The sequence below is a fragment of the Variovorax sp. HW608 genome, from assembly GCF_900090195.1.
In the GTDB taxonomy this organism is placed as follows: domain Bacteria; phylum Pseudomonadota; class Gammaproteobacteria; order Burkholderiales; family Burkholderiaceae_C; genus Variovorax.
The window spans coordinates 1,807,470-1,830,816 of sequence record NZ_LT607803.1 but is presented as its reverse complement, the minus strand read 5'-3'; the positions used below and the strand labels follow the sequence as shown (position 1 = coordinate 1,830,816).

Sequence of the window (23,347 nt, the reverse complement as noted above, 5' to 3'; positions counted from 1 at the left end):
CCTGCCCGGCGCGCTACTCCAGCACGCCGAGGTCCACCACCTCGAAGGCCCAGAACCCCAGCAGCACGTGGGACACCGACACGCCGACGAGCCCGCCCTGCCGCGCATAGAGCCAGCCCCAGAACAGCCCCGCGACGAAGGCGACCACCGCCAGCCCCGGCGACACATACAGGTGCGCCGCCGAAAAGATGACGTTCGCGCCGACGATGGCGAGCCAGGTGCTCCAGCGCCCGGTGAGGAAGTGCGACAACGGCCCCTGCACGCCGCCGCGATAGATCAGCTCCTGGAACGGCGCGAAGACCACGTACGCCGCGGCCAGCCATGGATTGAAGCCGTTTCCGGACGGCAACGGCGAGAACATCCGAAAGAGCGGTTGCCCGTGCATCGCCGGCACCCAGGTCACCAGGGCGAGCTTGAGCAGCACCGTGGCCGCCATCAGCGGCAGGGTGAAGAGCACTGCCTCGCGCGCATGCGGGCCGGCGTTCTCGGTCGTGAGCCCGAAGAAGCGCGCCGGATAGCGCGACACCCGCACGAAGGCGAACAGGATCGCGCAGCACACGACGATCGCCGGCACGGTGATGAACTCGCTGTGGCCGAAGGTCTCCTTGACGCGCATCGCAGTGCCGAGCACCCAGGTGTAGAGCGTGTAGGCGAGCATCAAGAGCAGCGTGAAGCGACCCATCACTGCGCGCGTGCGCTCCTGCGCCAGGATGCGATCGGCCGCGGCGGCGGCGTTGGCGCTGGTCACGCGCAGGCGTTCGGCCACGAGCGCGCCGATGTCCATCAGCACCGGCACCAGCGAGGGCCGCGATTCGGCCAGGTGCACGATGTCGGCGAGGGGCAGCGAGAGACCGCGCACCGGTCCCTCGGCGCGCACGGTGGCAGAGCGCGGCACGAGGTCGAACAGCGCCATCTCGCCGATCGAGTCGCCGGGCCCGACGCGGTTGATCAGGTGCTCGGCGCCGTTCGCGCCGCGCTTGAGCACCTGCGCCTCGCCGTGCTCGATGATGAGCAGTTCCTCCGGCATGTCGCCTTCGCGCACGAGGTCGGCGCCGCCTTCGTAGTCGATCCAGCGCGTGCTGCCGGCCAGCGCCGCGAGATCGGCCGCGCTGCATCGGCGGAAGATCGCGCAGCGGCCGAGCAGCGCCCGGGCGCCGTCTTCGAGCCCGACGGGGGGCGCAGTGTCGGCGGGGCGGGTGATCGTCACGGGGCCGCCCCGTGCTGCCGCGGCAACCGGAAGATGGCCGGCGCGCAAAGCAGCATCAGCACGCCGACCACGGACAGGGCCGCTTCGAGCGCGCTGCGCGCATCGGTGCCCCGCCCGGCAATGTGGCCCACCACCACGCTGCCCGCGAGCAGTCCGACGTCGGTGAGCCACGCCACCGCGCCTTGTGCCAGCCCTTGCGCATCGCGCGGCAGCGCACGCGCCGCGGCGTAGCGCAAGGGCCCGCCCGAGAGCATGCCGATGCCGAAGCCCAGCGCCGCGCCGCCGGCCATGAAGAAACCCGGCCCCGCGGGCGCGGCCACGACCAGCAGCACGCCCGCGACCGCGCTCGCGAGGCCGGCGATGACCAGCGGGCGCGAGCCCAGGCGGTCCAGCCAGCGGATCACGCAGGCAGTGGCGATGAGGCCGCCGAGCAGCAGCGGCACCATCAGCGGCGCGGTGGCGGTCATGCCCAGGCCGAGCCGCGTGGCCGCGACCGTCGGCATCCACACCAGCGCGGACTGACCGGCGCCCGTGCCCAGCGCGAGCAGGATGGCGGGAAGCATCGGCCGGCTGAAGGCCAGCCACCACGGCGCGGGCCGCTCGCCGTCATGCGATGCGGCCGAGGCCGGCAGCGGCCATGCCAGCGACAGCAGCGCGAGGCAGGCGCCGAACGAGAACGCACTGCGCCAGCCGAACTGCAGCAGCCACGGCGTGCCGATGGTGGCCACCACGTAGGTCAGGCCATAGGCCATCGACACCTGTCCGAGCAGCCGGCCATGCTGCGGCGGCGGCCAGTGCGTCACGATGACGGCCGCCACCAGCGGCAGCAAGGGACCATGGGCCAGCCCCTGCAGCGCCCGCGCGACCAGCACGCCGTCGGGGCTGGGCAACACGCTGGCCAGGCCGCCCGCGACGACGGCAAGCACCAGGCAGCCGCGCAACAGCCGCGTCGCGCCGATGCGGCGAACGGCCAAGGCGGCCAGCGGCACCGCGACGAGCGTCGCGGCGACGAACACCGACAACAGCCACGAGGCCAGCTGCGCCGAGGCGCCGGTTGCGGCGCGCATCGCCGGCAGCACGTAGCTGATCGCACCGGCCTCGAAGCCCGCCGCGATCGCGGCGCCGAGCAGCGCCACCATCCGGCGCGCTGCATGGTCGACCGGCGCGGCGTGCAGCGGGCCCGCCGCCGGCGGCAATCCGGCGTCGATCTTCGGTTCCGCGGGCTCGGGCATGGGGCGCAGTGTAGGGCCGGCTTGGTGTCCTATGCTTGCGGCCCATGCCCCGGACCATCTTCGACACGCCCTTGCTGGAGCCGATGCTGCGGTCCACTTCGCGCCGCGTGCTGCGCCTGCTCGGCTGGCAGGTGCAGGGCGAGCTGTCGGCGCGCGCGGTGCGCTGCGTCGTCATCGCGGCGCCGCACACGAGCAACTGGGACTTCCCTTTCACGCTCCTGGCGGCCTTCGCGCTGGGCATGCGCATCCGCTGGATGGGCAAGGCCTCGCTCTTTCGCCCGCCCTTCGGCTGGCTGATGCGCTGGCTCGGCGGCATTCCGGTGCATCGCGACCGGTCCAACAACCTGATCGCGGCCTCGATCGAGGCGCTGAAGTCCGCACCCGGCCCGCTGCAACTGGTGGTGGCGCCCGAAGGCACCCGCCGCCGCACCCGCCAATGGAAGGCCGGCTTCCATCACATCGCGCGCGGCGCCGGGCTGCCGATCCTGCAGTCCTACCTCGACTGGGGTACGCGGACCTGCGGCCTCGGCCCGCTGGTCGACCCGAGCGACGATGTCGAGGCCGACATCGCCCGCATCCGGGCCTTCTACGCGCCGTTCCGCGGGCGCAACGCCGATCAGTTCGATTCGGGCTGAGGCAGCGCGGCGGCGTTGTCCTGCTGCATGGCCGCTCTTACTTGTAGAAGACTTCCACCTGGCCCTTGAGCTTGATCAGCAGGGGCTGACCCTTGCGGTCGAGCGCCCGGCTTGCCGGCACCTTGATCCAGCCCTCGCTGATGCAGTATTCCTCGACGTCGCTGCGGTCCTTGCCGTTGAAGCGGACGCCGATGTCGTGCTCGAAGACGGCGGGAACGTGGTGCGGGCTGCGCGGGTCGACCGAAAGATGGTCGGGCAGCGGCGGAGTCTGTGCGGATTCGGACATCGATGAAGCTTCGGAAAAAGTGGATTCGCCCCGTAGTGTGACAGTCAGTCGATCCACGGCCCGCCGAGCATCGCCTGGATGTAGGCCGCGACCTTCACGAGGTCCTCGTCCGACAGCGGCAGCGGCGGCGCGTCGACGAGATGCTCGGCCACCAGATGCAGCTTGGCGCTCGCGTTCGGGGCCTCCTGCAGCAGCACCGCGATGGCCGCGGTCTGGGCCACCGCCCGCAACTCGAGCGCGCGCAGCCTTGCGTTGACATCTTCCATTTCCATCTTTCCTCCTGTCCTGGTGCGGGTTGACGCATCGCATTCTGCTTCGGAAAGACGTCGGCCATCGGTCACAGGACGCAGCCGATTGTTTCGGCCAGTGCAATACCGCATTGACCGGGGCCGCCTTTTTCAGCGGGATGGCAAGGACTAGATTGACGGCACGCCATCCCCTCGGAGGTCGCCACCATGTCCCCCAGCCTTCATGTCGAGTCCGGCACCCGTTTCGACGATCGGGGCCTTGCCTTCGCAGGCGACGACGGCAGCCCGATCCATCTGCGCCCGATCGAACCCGACGACTTCGAGCGCGAGCGCGAATTCGTCGAGGGCCTTTCGCCGCGCACCTCCTACCAGCGCCTGATGTCCGTGCGCAAGCCGACCACCGACGAGCTCTTTCGCTGGACGCACATCGACCGCTCGCGCGAAGGCGCGGTGGTCGCGACCGTCGTCATCGACGGCCGCGAGCGGCAGGTGGGCGTGGCCCGCTACGTCATGGAAGGCGCGCACGGCGAGGCCGAGTTCGCGATCGTCATCGGCGACGCCTGGCAAGGCCAGGGGCTCGGTGCGCGGCTGCTCTCGGCCCTGATCGAGCTTGCGAGGCAGTCCGGCGTGCGGCGCCTGTTCGGCAGCACGCTGTCGGAGAACACGGCGATGCGCTCGCTCGGTCGCCGCTTCGGCTTCAGGCAGTCGCGGCAGCCGGGCGAGGCGATCGTCACGATGCTGAGCCTGAACCTGCTGCCCGAGGCCTGAGTTCAGCCAAAGGTGAACGCGAAGGCCCGCGCACCCGGATCGAGGAAGCGGATCTCCACCACGCGGTCGTCGACCGATCCGCGCTGGCGCACCAGCTGATAGAGGCGGGTCGCGTCGACCACGCCGCGCCCTTGCGCATCCACGTCGTCGCCATGGTCCGCGCCGGGCGCGCGCCCGTCGAGCGTGAGCTGGAACGGGATCGGCCCACGGCCCGCCGCGAGACCCAGCACCAGGTGCGCATCGCGCGCATGGAAGCGCATCGCGACCGCGCCGCCGGCCTCGTCGAGTTGCACGATCTCGGGGCCCACGGTCCACGCGCCCTTCAGGCCCCAGTCGTTGAGCCCGAGGCGGCCCAGCGTGTAGGCCTTGCTGCGGTCGCCGGCGACGCCCGACGGCGACGCGAAGCCGCTGGCCTGGCGGTAGCCGAGGTAGGTCTCGGGCGAACGCACGTTGCGCAGATCGGCCGGCAGGCCCGGGCCGCGCGTGTCGGGCACGACGACGTTCGCGGCCGCGACATCGGCGCCGGCCTCGCGCAGCAGGGCCCGGATCACCTGTTCGGAGCGCGCCTCGCCGCCCTCACCGAACTGGTGGTGCCGCACGCGGCCCTCCGCGTCGATGAAGTAGAGCGCCGGCCAGTACTGGTTCTGGAATGCGCGCCAGATGGCGAAGTCGTTGTCCTGCGCCACCGGATAGGTGATGTCCAGGCGCTTGAGCGCCTTCTGCACGTTGCCGGTTTCCTTCTCGAACGCGAACTCGGGCGTGTGCACCCCGATCACCACTAGGCCCCGGTCGGCGTACTTCTGGGCCCAGGCGCGCACGTGCGGCAGGGTGCGCAGGCAGTTGATGCACGAGTAGGTCCAGAAGTTGACCAGCACGACCTTGCCGCGCAGCTGCTGGAGGTTCAGCGGCTCGCCGTTGAGCCAGTTCACCGCGCCCGACAGATCCGGCCGGATCGATTCGACCGGCAAACCCGACGGTGTGCCGCGCGGGGCCTCGGAAGCTTTCGCGGCGCCGGGCAAGGTGTCGGCCGCCGCGGCGCCCATGGGGAGCGCCTGCAGCAGGCGCTGCTCCAGGCCATTGCTCCAGTCCAGCGACAGGCGCGCCAGCGCGCCGGTGTCCACGCCGGCCGCCACCGCCGCCACGCCCGCCAGCATGGCCGAGCCCAGCACACGGCGCGGCCAGACGCTGGTGCGCAGGCGTGCGTTCAAGCCGGCGAACCGCTCTTCTCCCACCCGCAGGGCCACGCCGAGCGCGAGCGCCGCGCCGGCCGCATAGGCCAGCAGCAGCAAGGAGGTCTGCACGCCGGGGCCGGCCAGCGCCGCGCCGGTGAGGATCAGGCCGAGGATCGGCCCCGCGCACGGCGACCAGACGAAGCCCGTCGCGACGCCGAGCAGCACCGAGCCGGGCCAGCCCGTATCGCGACCGACGCGATTCGACAGCCGATCGCCCAGCCGCACCACCGGGCGCGATATCCAGTCCGCCAGCCGCGGCGAAAGCAGCGCCAGCGCACTGACCGCCAGCACGACGAGCGCCGCAGCACGGCCGAACTGGTTGAAGCGCACCGCCCAGCCGCCCGCCACCGCGCCCAGCGAAGCCACGGCCGCGAAGGTCAGCGCCATGCCGAGCAGCAACGGCAGCGTGCCCTGCCGAAACGGCCGCCCCGTGCGGGCGAGGACGAAGGGCAGCACCGGCAGGATGCACGGGCTCAGCAGAGTCAGCGCACCGCCCGAGAAGGCCGCGAGGTAGAGGGAGGCATTCATGACGATCTCCTTGGACAGTCCGGCTTGACGTGAATCAGAGCCGCGCCACGTCGAGCACCGCACGCGCGAAATCCGCCGGCGCCTCTTGCGGCAGGTTGTGGCCGACGCCGCCGCGCAGCTGCCGGTGCTGGTGGGGCCCCGAGAACTTCGCCGCGTAGGCCGCCGGATCGGGATGCGGCGCACCGTTGGCATCGCCTTCGAGCGTGATCGTCGGCAGCGCGATGCGCGGCGCCTCGGCCAGGCGGGCTTCGAGCGCATCGAAGCGCGCCTCGCCCTGCACCAGCCCGATGCGCCAACGATAGTTGTGGACGACGACCGCGACGTGATCAGGGTTGTCGAATGCCGCCGCCGAGCGCGCGAAGGTCGCATCGTCGAACTGCCATTGCGGCGAAGCCTGGCGCCAGATGAAGCGCGCGAAGGCGGCGCGGTCCTTCTCGTAGCCTTCGCTGCCGCGGTCGGTCGCGAAGTACGACTGGTACCACCACGCGAACTCGGCCGCCGGCGACTGCGGCATCGCGTTGACCTTGGGGTTGCCGATCAGGTAGCCGCTGACCGACACCAGCGCATTGAAGCGCTCGGGCCACAGCGCCGCCAGGATGCAGGCAGTGCGCGCGCCCCAGTCGCAGCCGGCGACGGTGGCGCGCTGGATCTTCAGCGCGTCCATCAGCGTGATGATGTCCTGTGCCACCGCGGCCTGCTGGCCGTTGCGCGGCGTGCCGGCGGCCAGGAAGCGCGTCGAGCCGTAGCCCCGCAGGTACGGAACGATGACGCGATGCCCGGCCGCGGCCAGGATCGGCGCGACGTCCACGTAGGTGTGGATGTCGTAAGGCCAGCCATGGAGCAGGATCACCGGCTCCCCATCGGCCGGACCGGCCTCGGCATAGCCGACGTTCAGATCGCCGGCATCGATCTGCCTGAGCGTCTGGAAGCGTGTCTGCCCGCTGGCGCGCGCCGGCTCCGCAGCCTGGGCGGCGGAGGCGAGCAGTCCGCTCAGGGGCACGGTGGCCAGCGTGGCGGCGGCACCGGCGAGAAAGCCGCGGCGGGCGGTGGGAGCGTTCGTTGTGTTCAAGGCGTCTGTCCTCGTTGCTGGGGGTGACGCCAGTAGACCGCCCGGATGTACGCGGCATGTGTCGCGAGCGACCCGGAGTGAATGGCCGTGTATCGGACGGCGTTCAGATACAGAGCGGTACAAAAGTCGGAACTGGGCTCGGGCATCTGGCTGCCAAAGCTCCCGGATCGACTCTCGGTGAATCCGCGCGTTGATGTCGCGCCTCGCACGCAAGAAGGGTTTACAGGCGATTTCGCTGTCGGTGAGGAGGCGTGCTGCTAAGAGCTCTTCCTGGCGCGTGAATCCTTGGAGCCCTTCTTCTCCTCGGGCGTGACGAACCCGATGGGCCGTTTCGATGGTTCGGGCTGCACCATCAGCTGACGCAAGGCCTCGAACACCTGCTTGAGCTGACTGCGCGTGTTGCGGCTGAAGGAGTCGTGGCGCATGTCCAGCAGTTCGGTCTTCTCCTCCAGCGCATCAAGGCGCTTGGCCAAGTCGCGATGATCGAGCGCCATCTCGCGCAGCCGCACAAAAGCACGCACCACGTAGGTTGACACCTCCACCGCGCGCGAGCTGTTCAAGACCATTGCGGCCATGATCGCGCCGTGCTCAGTGAACGCAAATGGCCGATAACGCCGGCCGCCCCGGCCTGCGTTTGAGGTCGCAAATTGCGACCTCAAAGCCTCCCACTCCTCGGCCGAGAGCTGGAACATGAAGTCGGCCGGAAACCGCGCTGCATTGCGCTTGACCGCCTCATTGAAACGCTTGGTCGGCACCTCATAGAGCGCGGCCAGGTCGGCATCCAGAATCACCCGCTGGCCTCGCAGCGAAGCGATGCTCAGAGAAATGCTCTCCACCGCTGGCGCGGCCGCAACCGGCGCGCTCATCAAACCGTCTCCAGCATTTGACTCACCAATCCCGAGCTTTGACTCATGGCTTCCAAAGCAAAGAATTATCCCGAATGGGCTGCGGGATCTGTGGCGCAAGAGTTGTCGAGATTGGTCGCATCGAACCCCGTGAATCGGCTCGTCCGCGATCGGATCAGACCTCCTCGCCCACCCGCACCTCAGCCGAGAACACATACCCCTCGCTGCGCACCGTCTTGATGTAGCGCGGCTCGCGCGCGTCGTCGCGCAGGGCCTTGCGCAGGCGGCTCACCATCAGGTCGATGGAGCGCTCGAACAGCTCGGCGTCGCGCCCCTGCGTGATGTTGAGGATCTGGTCGCGGTTGAGCACCTTCTGCGGATGGTCGAGGAACATGCGCAGCAGCCGGTATTCCGCCCCGCTCAGCGACACCACCACGCCCTCGGCGTCGAGCAGATGGCGCTCGACCGTGTCGAGCCGCCAGTCACCGAAGACCAGCCAGCGCGCCTCCGCGCTGCTTCGCATGTTGGGCGGCAGCATGCGCGTGCGCCGCAGCACCGAGCGGATGCGCGCCAGCAGCTCGCGCGCGGCAAAGGGCTTGGCGAGGTAGTCGTCCGCGCCCATTTCCAGGCCCAGGATGCGGTCGGCCTCGTCGCCGCGCGCCGTGAGCATCAGGATCGGGATCGCCTTGTGCTTGCCGGCGCGCAGGTCGCGGCACAGCTGGAGGCCGTCCTCGCCCGGCAGCATCAGGTCCAGCACGATGAGGTCGAACGGACCGGACTGGTCGAGCGCCTGCCGCATGTGGCGGCCGGTGGGCACGGCCTCCACGCGCATGCCGTTCTTGACGAGGTAGGCGCTGATCAGCTCGCGGATCTCGCGGTCGTCGTCCACCACCAGGATGTGGTCGGCGGCGGGAGCGGTGACGGTCATGGGGAATCTCCAGAGATCGGGTTCAGACGGGCAGGCGCAGCAGCGCTTCCAGCCCGCCTTCGGCGCGGTTGCTCAGCACGAGCTCGCCGCCCATCGCCAGCGTGAGCTGGTGCGCGATGGCGAGGCCCAGGCCGGTGCCGCCGGTCTCGCGGCTGCGCGAGCCTTCGACGCGATAGAACGGCTGCAGCACGGCTTCGAGCTGGTCGGGTGGAATGCCCGGGCCGTCGTCCCGCACCGCGATATGCAGTTGCGCACCGCCCGCTGCCTCGATGCGCGACAGGCGCACCTCCACCTTGGTGCCGAACTTGAGCGCGTTGTCCACCAGGTTGCCGACCACGCGCCGCAAGGCATTGGGGCGCGTCGCGACCGGCTCGCCGGCATCGCCCGCCAGCGTCACCGGCTGGCCGGTGTCGGCGTAGTCGTTGACGATGCTCTGGAGCAAGGCCCCGACATCCACGCGCCGCTCGGCCTCGGTGCTGCCCTGCAGCGTGCGGGCGTAGCTCACGCCTTCCTGCACGAGGCTGCGCATGGACTCGAGGTCCTGCCGGAACTTGTCGCGCTCGGGCAGTTCGTCGTCCATCAGGTCGACGCGAAGCCGCATGCGGGTGATCGGTGTCTGCAGGTCATGCGATACGGCCGCGAGGATCTGGATCCGCTCCTGCACATAGCCGGCGATCCGCCGCTGCATGGCGTTGAAGGCGCGCGCAGTGCGCGCCACCTCGACCGGTCCGTTCTCGTCGACCACCGTCGGACGCAGATCGGGGCCCAGCGCATCGGCGGCATCGCCCAGGCGCTTGAGCGGCCGGGTCATCCATCGCGCGGCCTGCCATGCGCAAAGCCCCAGCACCACCAGTTGCGCCAGCAGCAGCCAGATCACCCATTCGGACATCGGCATCGGAACGCGCCGTGCCAGCAGGTAGACGCTGCTGCCATCGCCGAGCCGCACCTGCATGCGCACCGCCTCCCGCATCGACGGGACCAGCCCCACGGCGAGCACGGGATAGGGCTTGAGCGCGGCCGTGATCACGTCGACGAACTGGCGCAGCGGCCCGGAAGCGGGCGCGGGCGTGTCGACGTCGCCCGTGAGCGCGAAGCGGAAGTTGGGGCGTTCCAGCCGGTCCAGCCACCCCGGCCGCTCGGAGGCGGGCACGCGGTCCAGCACGGCGATCGAGCTGGCGATGTCGCGCTCGACGCCGCTGATCATCAGCGTCTGCATCGCCTGTCCGCGCTCGTAGCGGATCGCCATGAAGGTCAGCGCCTGCGCGATCACCATGCCGGCGACCACCACCAGCGTGATTCGCGCGAGAAGCGTGCGGGGAAGCGGCATCGAGGGTTCTCTCCAGTGTGCGATGGTCCGGACGCAACACCGCACCATTGTGAGAGGTCGGCCGCCACGATTGGCGTCCTTTGCTGTCGTTGTGTAGTTCCTGCGGACCTGGACACACTACGATACCAAAGCGGTCCCGCTCTCCCGCCCTTCAGGCCCGGCTGTAAGTGCCCAGCGCCGTCCCGGCTGCGACGGCCACGAGGCCCGCCACATGCCACAGCGACAGCGTTTCGCCAAGCAGCAGCGCCGCAAAGCCCACGCCGAACACCGGCACCCAGTAGAACCACAACGACACGCGCGCAACGCCGATCTTCACGATCGCATGGTTCCATGCGAGGTTGCCGAAAGCGGTGGCGATCAGCGCCGAGAACAGCACCAGCATCACCGGCCAGAAGCCCGACAGCCATCCCGTGATGCTGCCGGCCGCGCCGACGGCGATCGCGTGCAGCGCCAGCATCAGCGTGCCGCAGGCGTAGATCATCGCGCTGGCGTGCAGCGCATCGGTCTCGCGCGCGAGCCGCTGGATGAACACGCCGCCGATCGAGAAGGTCACGACCGAGGCGACCACCATGGCATCGCCCCAGCCCGCGCCGGCGACATGGGCGCCGGGCGACTTCAGCACCACGATCAGCACCCCGCCCAGACCGAGCAGCACACCCACGATCCGCATCACGCCGATGCGCTCGCGCAGGATGGCCGCGGCCATGAGCGAAGAGACCAGCGGGCTCAAGGCGATCGCCACCGACCCGTTCGTCGCCGTGGTCCTCGAAAGCCCCCCAGCGACGAGGATCTGGTTGAGATAGACCATCAGCACCGCGCAGCCCACCGCGGTGGCGAACTGGCGCCGGTTCATGCGCGTGCGCTGCCGGGTCGAGCGCTGCCGCCAGAGCAGCACGCCCATCAAGGTCGCGGCGATCGCGGCCCGCCAGGTCGCCATCACGGCCGGGTCGAAGTAGGTCGCGATGGTCTTCATCGCGGTCATGTTGAGGCCCCAGAGGGCCGTGACGAGCAGCAGCAGGGCCGAGAGGCCGCCGCTGCCGCTCGCGGGAGCGCGCCGGTCGGGGGGCTTCACGTCAGGGCATGCGAAAGGGCCATGCCCTTCTTGTGTTTCATAGGTCGAGCGACATTCTATTTTTGCCTGCCGCCCATGCATGCTTGCCCGCGCTCGTGAAAAGACCGCCCACTGCGCGCGCATACGAGCGCGGATCGAGTCGCCATGTCACAGGCAGCAGAAGCATCGCGACCACCCCGAGGTATGTCCACGACGCTTCGAAGCCCCCCGCGTGCTCGCGCATCCACCCGGTCGCCAGCGGCGCCAGCGCAGCGACCATGAAACCGACGCCCTGCATGAAGGCCGCGAGCGCACCGGCCTGCTCGGGATGCGGAAGATGATCGAGCGCCAGCGCCATGCACAGCGCAAACGCGCCGCCCAGGCCGAACCCCAGCACGCCGACGGCGGACACGGCCATCGGCGCATCGAGCGCCAGCGCCGCGAAGCCCGAGATCTGCAGGACCAGCATGGCGACCAGCCATGGCCGCAGGTCGCGGTGGCGTCGGGCGAGCACCGGCACGAGGAGCGCGGAGACCAGCTGCGCGACGGTCATCCAGGTGAGCATCGAGCCGCTGTGCGCCGCGTCCCGGCCTTTTGCGGCATAGAACTGCGGCAGCCACGCGACGAGGCTGGTGTAGCCGCCGTTGACGAGCCCGAAGTAGCAGGCGAGCAACCATGCGCGGGGGTTGCGCAGGCATTGCCGCCAGCCGTTTCGTGTTTCGGAATCCATGGCCGCGCCAGTCGCGGCGGCATCGGATCGCGAGCACGCCCAGATCACCGCCGCGAGCAAGGCCGGCAGCGCCCAGATCGCCAGTGCCGCATGCCAGTCGCCACTTGCATGCGCAAGCCACGGCGCGCCGATGGCGCCCAGCCCGCCGCCGCCCATGAGCGCGGCCGAATAGAGCCCCATCGCCATGCCCGTATGCGCCGGATAGCCCCGCTTGACCACGCCGGGCATCAGCGCCTGCACCAGCCCCACGCCGACGCCGGCCAGCGCGGCGCTGGCGAGCAGCCACGCGGCGTCCTCGGCGAAAAGTCGCCCGCCGCAGGCCACGGCGATGGCCGCGAGTCCGCACAGCACGCCGGCGCGGGCGCCGATGCGGCCACCGAGCGACACGCCGATCAGCGACATCAGCCCCATCGCAAGCATCGGCAGCATGGTCAGCATCGACGCGCCACGGAAGCCGAGCCCGGTCTCGGCGCGGATCTCGTCGAGCAGCGGGCTCGTGGACGTGAGAAAGGCGCGCAGGTTGATCGCGATGAGCACGACCAGCAGCGCGAAGCCGAGCCCTTGCATCCTGGCGGGCGGCCTGCCCGCAATGGCCGCCGTCACGCCGGCACCGCGTCCGGCAGCAGCGCGCCGGCGCGCGCGACGATGCGCCCGCCGGCGACGACCAGCCGCCGCACCGGCCGCGAGACCACCGCCTGTGCCACGGTCTGCGCATCGACGAGCACCAGATCCGCGCGGTTGCCCGGCACCAGCCCGTAATCAGCGAAGCCGCAGCCGTCCGCACCGGAATGCGTGACGGTATCGAGCGCGATCTCGATCTCGTCGTCGCGGCGCAGGTTGTAGCGCATGCCGATGAACATCGCGCGCTCCAGCATGTCCGGATTGCCGTAGGGCGACCAGGTGTCGCGGATGCCGTCATTGCCCCCGAGCACGGTCACGCCGGCCTGCCGGCACGCCATGAGCGGCGGCACGGTGCGCGACGGCGGCGCGCTCGTGACGAGGCACACACCGAGCTTCGCCATGCGATCGAGCAGCACCCCGCGCTCGCCGTCCGCCAGGTCGCCGAGGCAGAAGCCGTGGCTGATCGCGACGCGGCCCTCGAGCCCATGCGCCGCGGTCCGGTCCAGGATCAGTTCGAGCGAGAACGCGCCCATCGCACCGGGCTCGTGCAGGTGGATGTCGAGCGGACGACCGTGCCGCTCGGCGATGCCGAAGAGGACGTCGAGCGAACGCACGGGGTCACCGTCGATCGCGCACGGGTCGAGGCCGCCGAGCACGTCCGCACCCGCGGCCATCGCCTCGTCGAGCAGTTCGGCGGTGCCGGGCCGCTGCAGCAGCCCCGACTGCGGGAACGCGACGATCTGGATCTGCTGCAGCGCCTGCAGCGTCTCGCGCGTGCGCATCACGCCTTGCAGGTGGCCAAGGCCGGCCTGCGTGTCGACGTCCACATGCGTGCGCAGCCGCGTGGTGCCGGCAGCGAGGAAGGCCTTCGCGAGCAGCAGCGATTGCGTGGCGGCATCGTGGCCGCTCGCCTGGCGGAAGGCGCGCTCGTTCTCGATCTTGTCGATGAGCCGCGTGCCGACTTCGTTGCGATACCAGTCCATGCCCCACATCGTCTTGTCGAGGTGGGTGTGGCCTTCGACCAGCCCCGGCAGCAGCAGCGCGCCGCCGCCCTCCTCCACCGCGCAGCCGGCCGGCGCGGCAAGACCCGCAGCGATCGCGGCGATCCGGTCACCCTGCACGAGGATGTCAACGGATGCCGCGCCGAGCGGGCGGACGTTGCGAATGAGGAGCGAGGAAGGCTGCGTCATGAAGAACTCTCGGAAAGCAATAGGAACACTCAGGCCGGCACACCCGCCACGCCGCGCGCCGTGGCGCGCCGGCCGAGCAGCGTGACCGCGGTGAACACCAGCGCATTGGTCGCCAGCGCCACGAGACCGATATTGATCGACTTGATCACCACCGGCGCGTTCGGCAGCAGCTGCGGCAACCCCATGCCCGACAGCGTGGTGAACGCCAGCACCGCCCCGCCCGCCAGGATGCCGGCGAAGGCGGCCTGCCGTGTGCCGAAGGGCCGCGGCAGCAGGCTGAAGATCAGCGAGGGCAGCAGTTGCGTGAGCAGGCTGGAGGCGAAGATCGCGATCGCCACGATGGTGGTGCCGCCGCGCAGCACGAAGAACACCGCGATCAGCGCGAAGAGCGGCAGCGCGATGCGCGCGACCAGCGCGACCTGCCGGTCGTTGGCCTGCGGCGCGAAGCCTTCCTTGTAGATGTTCTTGCCGATCACGGTCGAGGCGGTGAGCAAAATCATCGCGCCGGGCACGAGCGCAGTGAGCACGCCGGTACCGCCGATCACGCCGACGAACCACGGATCGAAGCTCGCCTTGGCGAGGCCGAAGAGCGCGAGATCCACTTCCGAACCCTGCAGCCCCGGCACCTTGAGGATGGCCGCGAAACCCACCATGAAGAGGAAGGCGATGACGATCTGGTAGAGCGGCATCATCATCGTGTTGCGGCGCACCGCGCCCGCGCTCCTGGCCGCGTAGACCGAGGTCATGTTGAAGGGGTACAGGTAGTAGCCCAGCGCCGTGAGCAGGATGGTCGAGTTGTACCAGCTCAGGTTCAGGCCTTCCTTGGGAAACTCGAAGAAGCTCGGCTTCGCGGCGTGGATCGCCTCGAACATCGGCGTCACGCCGCCGTAGTAGTGCCACGGCAGGTACACGCCGAGGAAGATCGCGATCGCGAGGATCAGGATGTCCTTCACGATCGCGATGCTGGCCGAGCCGTGGATGCCCGACACGAGGATGTAGCTGACCATCACGACCACGCCGATCCAGATCGACACCTGCGGCGCGATGGCGCCGTACGACGCTTCCGAGACGATGATGCCGAGCCCGCGCAGCTGGATGGTGAGCAGCGCCACCATGCCCATCAGCGCGACGATCGATACCAGCACGCCGAGCCCGCGGCTTTGGTACTTGCTCGCGAAGAAGTCCGAGAACGACACCAGCTTGTGCGCCGACGCGTAGCGCCAGATGGCCGGCAGCATCCAGAAGGCCATCAGGTGCGCGAGGCCGCCGTAGGCCAGGATGTAGAAGGCCGGCACGCCCTTGCCGTAGGACCAGCCGCTCGCGCCGAGGAAGGTGAAGGTCGAGAAGGCCTCGCCCGCCATCAAGAGGAAGACCATCAGCGTGCCGAGCCCGCGGCCGCCGATCGCCCATTGCTCCAGGCTCATCTTGCGGCCGCGCCGCGCGAGCACCGCGAGCGCCAGCGCACCCACCACGAAGAGCGCGATCACCACCAGCGCGGCGCTCATCGTGCGTCTCCCGAGGCATCGCGGGCGTCGAGGTCGCCCTCGGCCCGGTCGATCACCAGCATGACCAGCGAGGTCAGGACCAGCCAGCTCACGTTCCACACCATGAGGAAAGGCATGCCGAGCACGAAGGTCGGCGCGTGGGCGGAAAGCCATCCGCCGCTGAAAAAGGCGATCACCGGCAATGCTGCCAGCCACTTGACGGATTTCACTCGGAGCCTCGCGATCTGTGTTTGGTTACTATTTATGGTCAACTAAACAATATCTATTTGGTTAACCAAACCAGATTGTAGAGAAGCACCGCGAACGCGCTCCACCCGTGGAAACCCGCACCCAGGGGCTCTGCCACTAACATGTGCGGCGCTTCTTGCTTTCCGTTTCTCCATGCCGAAAACCGCGCTCGCCAGCCCTGACACCACTTCCGCGAAAACCCGCCGGGCCAAAGGGGCCACCGCCACGCCGGACAGCGACGTCGATGTCGACGAGCGCGTCTACGAAGCGGTCTCCAAGGCGCTGCTCTCCGGCAAGCTGCGTCCCGGCACGCCGCTGCGCGAGCGCACGCTGGCCGAGGCGCTCGGGTGCACGCGCGGCGCGATCCGCAAGGTGCTCGCGCGGCTCGGCGCGGAAAAGCGGCTGGTGCTCGAATACAACCGCGGCGCCTTCGTGCCGAACCCTTCGGTCGAGGACATGCGCAACACCTACCGCGCGCGCCGCATCGTCGAGGCCGGGCTGATCACCACGCTGTTCGGAACGCTCACGCGCGAGCAGGTCTCGCAGCTGCGCAGGCATGTGCAAGCCGAGCAGAAGGCATTCAAGGAAGGGCGGCGCGAGGATGCGTTCCGCCTCGCAGGCGAATTCCATCTGCTGCTCGCCCAGATGGCGGGCAGCGAGGAGCTGCAGTCCTATATCGAGCGGCTGGTGTCGAACACCGAGCTCTACAAGGCGCTGTTCGACAGCGTGGAAGCCGCAAGCTGCGCGCCGAAGGAACACGAGGAGATCATCGAGGCGCTGATGGGTCCGTCGCTCACGCGCGCGCTCGACATCGCGATGGAACATCTCGACGAGCTGGAAGAGCGCGTCATTGCCGGCGCGGGCACCGAGCGGGAGGTCGATCTGGCGGACCTCTTTGCCGGCGCGCGCCGCTGAAGCGGCATCAGCCGGTCACAGATCCATCACCATCTCGTGCCACGCCATGCCGCCGTGGTCGGAAGCGGATGGCCTGACGTAGCGGTAGCCGAGCCGCTCGTAAAGCGCGACATGCCGGTCCTTGCACATGAGGTGGATCGTCTTCTTGCCCATCCCCCGCATGCGTTCCACGAAGCTTCGCATCATCCCGCTCGCGTAGCCCTTGCCCTGATGCGCCCGGTCGATGACGACCGACATGATCACCACGTTGGGCGCCTGCGGATCGTGGCCGACCAGTTCCTTGAACGATTCGTCGGCCAGCACGACCTCGTGGGCGCATCCGCCGTTGATGAAGCCGATGATTTCTCCGTCCAGCTCCATGACGAGGAAGCCTTCGGGGTACTGCGCGATGCGGGTGGCGATCTTCTCTCGCGTCGCGGCCTCGTCGCCTTCATAGGACGAGATTTCGATCTCGTAGCAGCGTGCGGTGTCCGGCGCAGTCGCGGATCGGAAGGTGGGCGGGGTCATGGCTTCAGGGCCGCCGCACGTCCAGCTTTTGCCGCGACCAGTAGGGTCCATCGAGGCGGTCGAGCCGCACCTCGCCGCCGGTGGACGGCGCATGCACGAAGCGGTTCTCGCCGACGTAGATGCCGGCATGCGTGGGCCGCGCACCGCCGAAGACCACGAGGTCGCCGCTGCGCAGTTCGTCGCGCGGGACCGTATCGCCGAAACCGGCGAGCTGCGCCACGGTGCGCGGCGTCGCCAGGCCCGCGCTTTCGCGGTAGACGTAGGCGATCAAACCGCTGCAGTCGAAGCCACCGGCGGTCGTGTTGCCGCCGTACCGGTAGGGCGTGCCGACCAGCCCCATCGCATGGATCGCCGCGTCGCGCGACTGCTCGTCGGAAAGGATCGGCGGCCGGGCGCTGCGCATCGTGGAGGTCGGCGAACCGGCGCAGGCGGCCAGCACGAGACAGGCACTGAGGATGATCACGCAACGCAGGTTCGGCATGGGCGCGATGGTAGCCGCGCCAGCCGTGCGTGTTGCGATCAGGCCGCGCCGATGCCGGCGACGAGGGCTCCCGTCGGCTGACCCTTCTTCAGCGCTGCGGTGAAGGCCAGCATGCGGTCGATCGGCACGCGGGCGCGCAGACCCAGCTGCGGCTCCACATGGATCTCGCCGGCACCGGTCTCCAGCGCATCGGCCAGGTTGGCCAGGCCGTTCATCGCCATCCAGGGGCAATGCGCGCAGCTCTTGCAAGTGGCGCCATTGCCGGCCGTCGGCGCCTCGATGAAGGTCTTGCCGGGGTTGAGCGTGCGCAGCTTGTGCAGCATGCCGTTGTCGGTGGCCACGATGAAGGTGCGCGCATCCATGCGCTGCGCCGCCTGCAGGATGGCGGAGGTGGAGCCCACCGCGTCGGCCAATGCGATCACGTCGGCCGGCGATTCGGGATGCACCAGCACCTTGGCATCGGGGTGCTGCTCCTTCAGCAGCGCGAGCTCCAGCGCCCTGAACTCGTCGTGCACGATGCAGGCGCCCTGCCAGCTGATCATGTCGGCGCCGGTCTCGCGCCGGATGTAGTCGCCCAGATGGCGGTCGGGCGCCCACAGGATCTTGTGGCCCTCGGCCTTGAGCGCGCTCACCACGTCCAGGGCGCAGCTCGAAGTCACCACCCAGTCGGCACGTGCCTTCACGGCCGCGCTGGTGTTGGCGTAGACCAGCACCGTGCGGTCGGGATGCGCATCGCAGAAGGCGCTGAACTCGCCCGCCGGGCAGCCCAGGTCGAGCGAGCAGTCCGCGCCCAGGTCGGGCATCAGAACGCGCTTGTCGGGCGACAGGATCTTGGCCGTCTCGCCCATGAAGCGCACGCCGGACACCACCAGCGTGCGCGCCGGGTGGTCGCGGCCGAAGCGCGCCATCTCGAGCGAATCGCCCACCAGGCCGCCGGTCTCCTCGGCCAGGTCCTGCAGGTCCGGGTGCACGTAGTAGTGCGACACCATGACGGCGTTGCGTTGCGCCAAGAGGCGCCGGATGCGGTCCTTGAGCACCCCACGCTCCGCTTGCGACGGCTCGGCCGGCACGCGCGCCCAGGCATGGCGCGTATCGCATGCTTCGCCTTTGGGCTGCTCGAACTCGACCTCGAAGACGGCGCTCATGCCTGCTCCTGCGCGAAGCGCATCGAGAAATCGATGGCCTTCACGTCCTTGGTGAGCGCGCCGACCGAGATGCGATCCACGCCGGTCTCCGCCAGCGCGCGCAGGCTATCGAGCGTGACGCCGCCGGAAATCTCGAGCACGGCGCGCGCATCGCCCGCGGCCTCGTTGCGGCGGACCGCCTCGCGCAGCGTGGGCAGATCCATGTTGTCGAGCAGCACCATGCGGGCACCGTGGCGCAGGGCTTCGTCCAGCTGCTCCAGGGTCTCGACCTCGATCTGGATGAACTTCGCGCCCGGCGCGGCCTGGGCCGCTGCCTTCAGCGCAGCCGCCACGCCGCCGGCCGCGGCAATGTGGTTCTCCTTGATGAGGATGGCGTCGTACAGGCCGATACGGTGGTTGGTGCCCCCGCCCAAGCCCACCGCGTACTTCTGCGCCAGGCGAAGCCCCGGCAGCGTCTTGCGCGTGTCGACGATGCGGGCGCGCGTGCCTTGCACTGCCAGTACGTACTGCGCGGTGCGTGTGGCCACGGCGCTGAGCAGCTGCAGGAAGTTGAGTGCGGTGCGCTCGGCAGTCAGCAGGGAGCGGGCGTCGCCTTCGAGGGTGAGCACGGTCTGGCCGGGTTCGCAGTGCTGGCCTTCCGCGCGATGCCAGGTGATGCGCGTCTGCGGATCGATTTGCCGGATCACGGCCTCGACCCAGGGGGCGCCGCACAACACGGCGTTCTCGCGCGTGATCACGCGGGCCTCGGCGCGCTTGCCCTCGGGCACCAGGGTGGCGGTCAGGTCGCCAGGGCCTACATCTTCGAGGAGGGCCCGGCGCGCATCGGCGCTGGCCAGTTCGGCCACGCTGGCCGGTGAGAAATCAAAACTGATGGTCATTTTGGGGGTTGAGGGCGGCCGCGAGCGGCTCAGTCAATCTCCAGATTGTCGATGAGTCGCGTATTCCCGAGTCGCGCCGCGGCCAACACCACCAGCGGATCGCCGGCGACGGGCGCTTGCAGATCGCTTTGCCGGCGCAGCGCCACGTAGTCGGGCTTCCAGCCGCGCGCCGACAGCGCCACCACGGCGCGCGCCTCGATGGCGGCGAAATCGCGTTCGCCGTCGCGCACGGCCTGCGCGGCCGAGCGCAGCGTTTGCGACAACTGGCGTGCCTCGACGCGCTCGTCCTTGCCGAGATAGCCGTTGCGCGTCGACAGCGCGAGCCCATCCTCGGCGCGATGCGTCTCGACCCCGACCACGTCGATCGGCAGCGCGAACTGCCGCACCATGTGGCGGATCACCATGAGCTGCTGGTAGTCCTTCTTGCCGAACACGGCGAACTGCGGCTGCACGCAGGCGAAGAGCTTCATCACCACCGTGCAGACGCCGGTGAAGAAGCCCGGGCGGAAATGGCCTTCGAGGATGTCCGCCAGGGCCGGGTCGGGTTGCACCTTGCAGGTCTGCGGCTCGGGATAGAGCGCCTTCTCGTCGGGCGCGAAGAGCACGTCGCAGCCCGCGGCGCGCAGCTTCTCGCAGTCGCTCTCCCAGGTGCGGGGATAGGTATCGAAGTCCTCGTGCGGCAGGAACTGGAGCCGGTTGACGAAGATGCTCGCCACGCTCAGATCGCCGAGCGTCCGGGCCTTCTCGACGAGCGACAGGTGGCCGTCGTGCAGGTTGCCCATGGTCGGCACGAAGGCCGCGCGACGCTGGCCGCCCAGGCATTTGCGCAGTTCGGGGATGGTTCTTGCGATTTGCATGATGGTGTCTCTACCAGGCGTGGAGGCTGTCGTCCGGGAAGGTGCCGCCCTTGACCGCTTGCACATAGGCCCGCAGGGCGCCCTCGATGCCGCTTGAGCCGGCCATGAAATTGCGCACGAACCGCGGCGGCTTGCCGAAGTGGATGCCCAGCATGTCGTGCATCACCAGCACCTGACCCACGGTGCCGCGGCCGGCACCGATGCCGATCGTCGCACAGCGCGCGAGCTCGGCGGTGATCGCGGTCGCCAGTGCTGCGGGCACCATCTCGAGCACCAGCATGGCCGCGCCGGCATCCTGCAGCGCGCGTGCATCTTCGAGCAGCCGCGCGGCGGATGAATCGTCCCTGCCCTGCACCTTGTAGCCGCCCAGCGCATGCACTGTCTGCGGCGTGAGGCCGAGGTGCGCGCACACCGGCACGCCGCGCTCCACCATGAAGCGCACCGTGTCGATGGTCCAGCCGCCGCCTTCGAGCTTCACCATCTGCGCACCGGCCTGCATCAGCGTGATCGCGCTGCGCAGGGCCTGCTCGCGCGATTCCTGGTAGCTGCCGAAGGGCAGGTCGGCAATCAGCCACGCCGTGCCCTGCACGCGCCTGAGGCCGCGCGCAACGCTTTCGGTGTGATGGCGCATCGCCTCCATCGACACGGCGACCGTGCTGTCCAGGCCCTGGCAGACCATCCCGAGCGAATCGCCGACCAGGAGGCAGTCGACGCCCGCCGCATCGGCAACCGCCGCGAAGGTTGCGTCGTAGGCCGTGAGCATCGCGATCTTCTCGCCGCGCGCATGCATGTCCGCGATGCGCGACAGCGTCACGGCCTTGCGCGGCGCAGGCACGCCCGCACCGTAGGGCGCGGTGGTTTCGGAGGACGACATGATGGCGCTCAGGCCGGGAGCGCCTCGGTCTCGGCGGTCTGCACCGGGACCTGCGAATGCACTTCCTTGATGCGGTTCGCAGCATCGACGAAGACCAGCTTCGGCTTGTGGGCCGCGACCTGCACTTCGGCGACGAGGCCGAAGGCCGCGACGATCAGCAGGTCACCCACGCACGCGCGCCGCGCGGCCGAGCCGTTGACCGAGATGATCCCCGAGCCGCGCTCGGCGCGGATCGCGTAGGTGACGAAGCGCTCGCCGTTGTTCACGTTCCAGATGTGGATCTGTTCGTTGTCGGCGAGGCCCGCGGCATCGAGCAGGTCCTCGTCGATGGCGCACGATCCTTCGTAGTGCAGCTCGCAATCGGTCACCGAGGCGCGATGGATCTTGGACTTGAGCAGGGTTCGGAACATGGGAGGTCGCTCCTTGAAGTCGAAAACGGTGTCAGGCGCTCGCCGGCGCGAGAAGGGACGGCTGCGCGTTCGGCGCCAGCGAGGGATGGTCGATGCGAAAGTGCAGTCCCCGGCTCTCGTGGCGGCCTTGCGCCGACTGCACGATGAGCTCTGCGACCTGCACGAGGTTGCGCAGCTCGAGCAGATCGCGCGTGATCTTCGAGTTGGCGTAGAGCGCGTCCACATCGCGTTGCAGCGTAGCGATGCGGCTCGCGGCCTGCTGGAGCTGGTCGCCCGAGCGCACGATGCCGACGAGGTTCCACATCAGGTGGCGCAGCTCGCCCAGCTTGTCCGCGATCGCGGCGGCATCGGCGGCGTTGGCCGAAGCCGCCTTCCATGGCAGGGGATCGGCCGCCGCGCCATTGGGATGCTCCGCGATGCATTCGGCTGCGGCGCGCGCGAACACCATGCACTCGACCAGCGAGTTGCTCGCCAGGCGGTTGGCGCCGTGCAGGCCCGTGCAGGCAGTCTCGCCGATGGCGTAGAGGCCGGCGATGTCGGTGCGCCCCTGCAGGTCGGTCGCGACGCCGCCGCAGGTGTAGTGCGCCGCGGGCACCACCGGAATCGGTTCGCGCGTGATGTCGATGCCGTGCTGCGCGCAGCGCGCGAGGATGTTCGGGAAGTGATGCTGCAGGAACTCCGCGCCCTGGTGCGAGATGTCGAGGTGCACGCAGGCCAGCCCGTGCTTCTTCATCTCCGCATCGATGGCCCGCGCCACCACGTCGCGCGGCGCGAGTTCGGCCCGCTCGTCGTGCGCCGGCATGAAGCGCTGGCCGCCGGCCGATGCAGGAAGCTTGAGGACGCCGCCCTCGCCGCGCACCGCTTCGCTGATGAGGAAGGAGTTCGCCTCGGGATGAAAGAGCGAGGTCGGATGGAACTGGATGAACTCCATGTTCGACACCCGGCAGCCCGCACGCCATGCGGCGGCGATGCCGTCGCCGGTCGCGGTCTCCGGGTTCGTGGTGTGCAGGTAGACACGACCTGCACCACCGGTGGCGAGGATGACCTCGGGCGCGCTGAAAGCCACCACCTCGCCGCTCGCCTCGTCGAGTGCATAGAGCCCCGCGCAGGCCGGCGCGCCATGACCGATGCTGCGCGCGGGAATGAGGTCGACCAGCGTGTGATGCTCGAAGAAGCGGATGTTGGGCTCGCGCCGCGCGACCTCGATCAGCGTGCGCTGAACCGCCGCGCCGGTCGCGTCCGCCGCATGCACGATGCGGCGATGGCTGTGGCCGCCTTCGCGCGTCAGGTGCAGCTCGCCGTCTTCGAGCGTGAAGGGCACGCCGAGTTCGCGCAGCCAGGCGATGCAGGAGGGCGAACCTTCGACCACCAGCCGCGTGGCCGGCAGGTCGCACAGGCCGGCGCCGGCGACCAGCGTGTCGTCGATGTGCCGGTCGATGCTGTCCTTCGCATCGAGCACCGCCGCGATGCCGCCTTGCGCCCACTGGCTCGCGCCATCGGAAACGCTCCGCTTGGTCAGCACCGCGACGCGGTGCGTGGGCGCGAGATGGAGGGCCGCGGTCAGGCCGGCCAGGCCGCTGCCGACGACGAGCACGTCGAAGGCATTCGAAGGGGTGTGAGCCATCGGGGAACGAACGGAAACGATGAATC

General features: G+C 69.4%; 25 protein-coding genes. 3 read left to right on the top strand and 22 right to left on the bottom strand.

Translation table 11 applies throughout. The features are described 5' to 3' along the window. Nucleotides 1-13: 13 nt before the first annotated feature. Nucleotides 14-1,207, bottom strand: coding sequence for a cyclic nucleotide-binding domain-containing protein (locus VAR608DRAFT_RS08455; protein WP_157730738.1), 1,194 nt, complete (start codon nt 1,205-1,207; stop codon nt 14-16). Next, entirely contained in the window at nt 1,204-2,439 is a 1,236-nt protein-coding gene (locus VAR608DRAFT_RS08450) for an MFS transporter (protein ID WP_088953659.1), read from the bottom strand. The genes VAR608DRAFT_RS08455 and VAR608DRAFT_RS08450 overlap by 4 nt, the downstream gene beginning before the upstream one ends. Nucleotides 2,440-2,483: 44 nt before the next feature. Between VAR608DRAFT_RS08450 and VAR608DRAFT_RS08445 the strand changes: the two genes are divergently transcribed. After that, nucleotides 2,484-3,074 carry a lysophospholipid acyltransferase family protein gene (locus VAR608DRAFT_RS08445; protein ID WP_088953658.1) on the top strand — a complete coding sequence of 197 codons (591 nt, stop codon included), beginning with the start codon at nt 2,484-2,486 and terminating at the stop codon, nt 3,072-3,074. 37 nt (nt 3,075-3,111) lie between these two features. Here the strand turns inward: VAR608DRAFT_RS08445 and VAR608DRAFT_RS08440 are convergent, their stop codons facing one another. After that, the gene (locus VAR608DRAFT_RS08440; RefSeq protein ID WP_088953657.1) at nt 3,112-3,360 is read right to left on the bottom strand and encodes a DUF3297 family protein; all 249 of its coding nucleotides are present in this window, start codon (nt 3,358-3,360) and stop codon (nt 3,112-3,114) included. Between the two features lie 44 nt (nt 3,361-3,404). After that, entirely contained in the window at nt 3,405-3,632 is a 228-nt protein-coding gene (locus VAR608DRAFT_RS08435; RefSeq protein ID WP_088953656.1) for a hypothetical protein, read from the bottom strand. Nucleotides 3,633-3,815: 183 nt separating this feature from the next. Between VAR608DRAFT_RS08435 and VAR608DRAFT_RS08430 the strand changes: the two genes are divergently transcribed. Further along, on the top strand, nt 3,816-4,376 hold the full coding sequence (locus VAR608DRAFT_RS08430; RefSeq protein ID WP_088953655.1) for a GNAT family N-acetyltransferase: 561 nt from the start codon (nt 3,816-3,818) through the stop codon (nt 4,374-4,376). Between the two features lie 2 nt (nt 4,377-4,378). On the opposite strand, the gene VAR608DRAFT_RS08425 is transcribed toward VAR608DRAFT_RS08430, so the two are convergent. The 10 genes from VAR608DRAFT_RS08425 to VAR608DRAFT_RS08380 form a co-directional block, all read right to left on the bottom strand. Then, nucleotides 4,379-6,136: a cytochrome c biogenesis protein DipZ gene (locus VAR608DRAFT_RS08425; RefSeq protein ID WP_088953654.1), complete on the bottom strand. Its 1,758-nt coding sequence runs from the start codon at nt 6,134-6,136 to the stop codon at nt 4,379-4,381. Between the two features lie 34 nt (nt 6,137-6,170). Next, a complete protein-coding gene (locus tag VAR608DRAFT_RS08420; RefSeq protein WP_088953653.1) occupies nt 6,171-7,205 on the bottom strand; it encodes an alpha/beta fold hydrolase in 1,035 nt (344 codons plus the stop codon). A 257-nt stretch (nt 7,206-7,462) separates the two neighbouring features. Beyond that, nucleotides 7,463-8,071, bottom strand: coding sequence for an ORF6N domain-containing protein (locus VAR608DRAFT_RS08415; RefSeq protein WP_088953652.1), 609 nt, complete (start codon nt 8,069-8,071; stop codon nt 7,463-7,465). Nucleotides 8,072-8,225: 154 nt separating this feature from the next. Further along, nucleotides 8,226-8,978, bottom strand: a complete 753-nt coding sequence (locus VAR608DRAFT_RS08410) for a response regulator (protein ID WP_088953651.1) — start codon at nt 8,976-8,978, stop codon at nt 8,226-8,228. A 22-nt stretch (nt 8,979-9,000) separates the two neighbouring features. Next, the gene (locus VAR608DRAFT_RS08405) at nt 9,001-10,305 is read right to left on the bottom strand and encodes an ATP-binding protein (protein WP_231973364.1); all 1,305 of its coding nucleotides are present in this window, start codon (nt 10,303-10,305) and stop codon (nt 9,001-9,003) included. Nucleotides 10,306-10,456: 151 nt separating this feature from the next. Beyond that, the gene (locus VAR608DRAFT_RS36865) at nt 10,457-11,377 is read right to left on the bottom strand and encodes a DMT family transporter (RefSeq protein WP_172843820.1); all 921 of its coding nucleotides are present in this window, start codon (nt 11,375-11,377) and stop codon (nt 10,457-10,459) included. A gap of 37 nt (nt 11,378-11,414) precedes the next feature. After that, the gene (locus VAR608DRAFT_RS08395) at nt 11,415-12,689 is read right to left on the bottom strand and encodes a cyanate transporter (RefSeq protein WP_231973362.1); all 1,275 of its coding nucleotides are present in this window, start codon (nt 12,687-12,689) and stop codon (nt 11,415-11,417) included. After that, entirely contained in the window at nt 12,686-13,897 is a 1,212-nt protein-coding gene (locus VAR608DRAFT_RS08390; RefSeq protein ID WP_088953648.1) for an amidohydrolase family protein, read from the bottom strand. Before VAR608DRAFT_RS08390 ends, VAR608DRAFT_RS08395 begins: the two co-directional genes overlap by 4 nt. A gap of 29 nt (nt 13,898-13,926) precedes the next feature. Next, entirely contained in the window at nt 13,927-15,402 is a 1,476-nt protein-coding gene (locus VAR608DRAFT_RS08385) for a sodium:solute symporter family protein (RefSeq protein WP_088953647.1), read from the bottom strand. After that, on the bottom strand, nt 15,399-15,611 hold the full coding sequence (locus tag VAR608DRAFT_RS08380; protein WP_088953646.1) for a DUF3311 domain-containing protein: 213 nt from the start codon (nt 15,609-15,611) through the stop codon (nt 15,399-15,401). The genes VAR608DRAFT_RS08385 and VAR608DRAFT_RS08380 overlap by 4 nt, the downstream gene beginning before the upstream one ends. 172 nt (nt 15,612-15,783) lie before the next feature. On the opposite strand from VAR608DRAFT_RS08380, the gene VAR608DRAFT_RS08375 reads away from it, so the two are divergent. Next, on the top strand, nt 15,784-16,545 hold the full coding sequence (locus VAR608DRAFT_RS08375; RefSeq protein ID WP_088953645.1) for a GntR family transcriptional regulator: 762 nt from the start codon (nt 15,784-15,786) through the stop codon (nt 16,543-16,545). Nucleotides 16,546-16,560: 15 nt separating this feature from the next. Here the strand turns inward: VAR608DRAFT_RS08375 and VAR608DRAFT_RS08370 are convergent, their stop codons facing one another. The 8 genes from VAR608DRAFT_RS08370 to nadB are packed head-to-tail and all read right to left on the bottom strand — an operon-like array spanning nt 16,561 to nt 23,321. Beyond that, nucleotides 16,561-17,052: a GNAT family N-acetyltransferase gene (locus VAR608DRAFT_RS08370; RefSeq protein ID WP_088953644.1), complete on the bottom strand. Its 492-nt coding sequence runs from the start codon at nt 17,050-17,052 to the stop codon at nt 16,561-16,563. Nucleotides 17,053-17,056: 4 nt separating this feature from the next. Further along, a complete protein-coding gene (locus tag VAR608DRAFT_RS08365) occupies nt 17,057-17,533 on the bottom strand; it encodes a C40 family peptidase (protein ID WP_088953643.1) in 477 nt (158 codons plus the stop codon). Between the two features lie 38 nt (nt 17,534-17,571). Beyond that, the gene (nadA, locus tag VAR608DRAFT_RS08360) at nt 17,572-18,678 is read right to left on the bottom strand and encodes a quinolinate synthase NadA (protein WP_088953642.1); all 1,107 of its coding nucleotides are present in this window, start codon (nt 18,676-18,678) and stop codon (nt 17,572-17,574) included. Continuing rightward, on the bottom strand, nt 18,675-19,556 hold the full coding sequence (gene nadC / locus VAR608DRAFT_RS08355; RefSeq protein WP_088953641.1) for a carboxylating nicotinate-nucleotide diphosphorylase: 882 nt from the start codon (nt 19,554-19,556) through the stop codon (nt 18,675-18,677). The genes nadA and nadC overlap by 4 nt, the downstream gene beginning before the upstream one ends. Nucleotides 19,557-19,585: 29 nt before the next feature. Next, on the bottom strand, nt 19,586-20,413 hold the full coding sequence (gene panC, locus VAR608DRAFT_RS08350; protein WP_088953640.1) for a pantoate--beta-alanine ligase: 828 nt from the start codon (nt 20,411-20,413) through the stop codon (nt 19,586-19,588). Nucleotides 20,414-20,423: 10 nt separating this feature from the next. Beyond that, nucleotides 20,424-21,287, bottom strand: coding sequence for a 3-methyl-2-oxobutanoate hydroxymethyltransferase (panB, locus tag VAR608DRAFT_RS08345; RefSeq protein ID WP_088953639.1), 864 nt, complete (start codon nt 21,285-21,287; stop codon nt 20,424-20,426). Between the two features lie 8 nt (nt 21,288-21,295). Then, nucleotides 21,296-21,697: an aspartate 1-decarboxylase gene (panD, locus tag VAR608DRAFT_RS08340; RefSeq protein WP_088953638.1), complete on the bottom strand. Its 402-nt coding sequence runs from the start codon at nt 21,695-21,697 to the stop codon at nt 21,296-21,298. 31 nt (nt 21,698-21,728) lie between these two features. Further along, nucleotides 21,729-23,321 carry an L-aspartate oxidase gene (nadB, locus tag VAR608DRAFT_RS08335; RefSeq protein WP_088953637.1) on the bottom strand — a complete coding sequence of 531 codons (1,593 nt, stop codon included), beginning with the start codon at nt 23,319-23,321 and terminating at the stop codon, nt 21,729-21,731. Between the last annotated feature and the right edge of the window lie 26 nt (nt 23,322-23,347).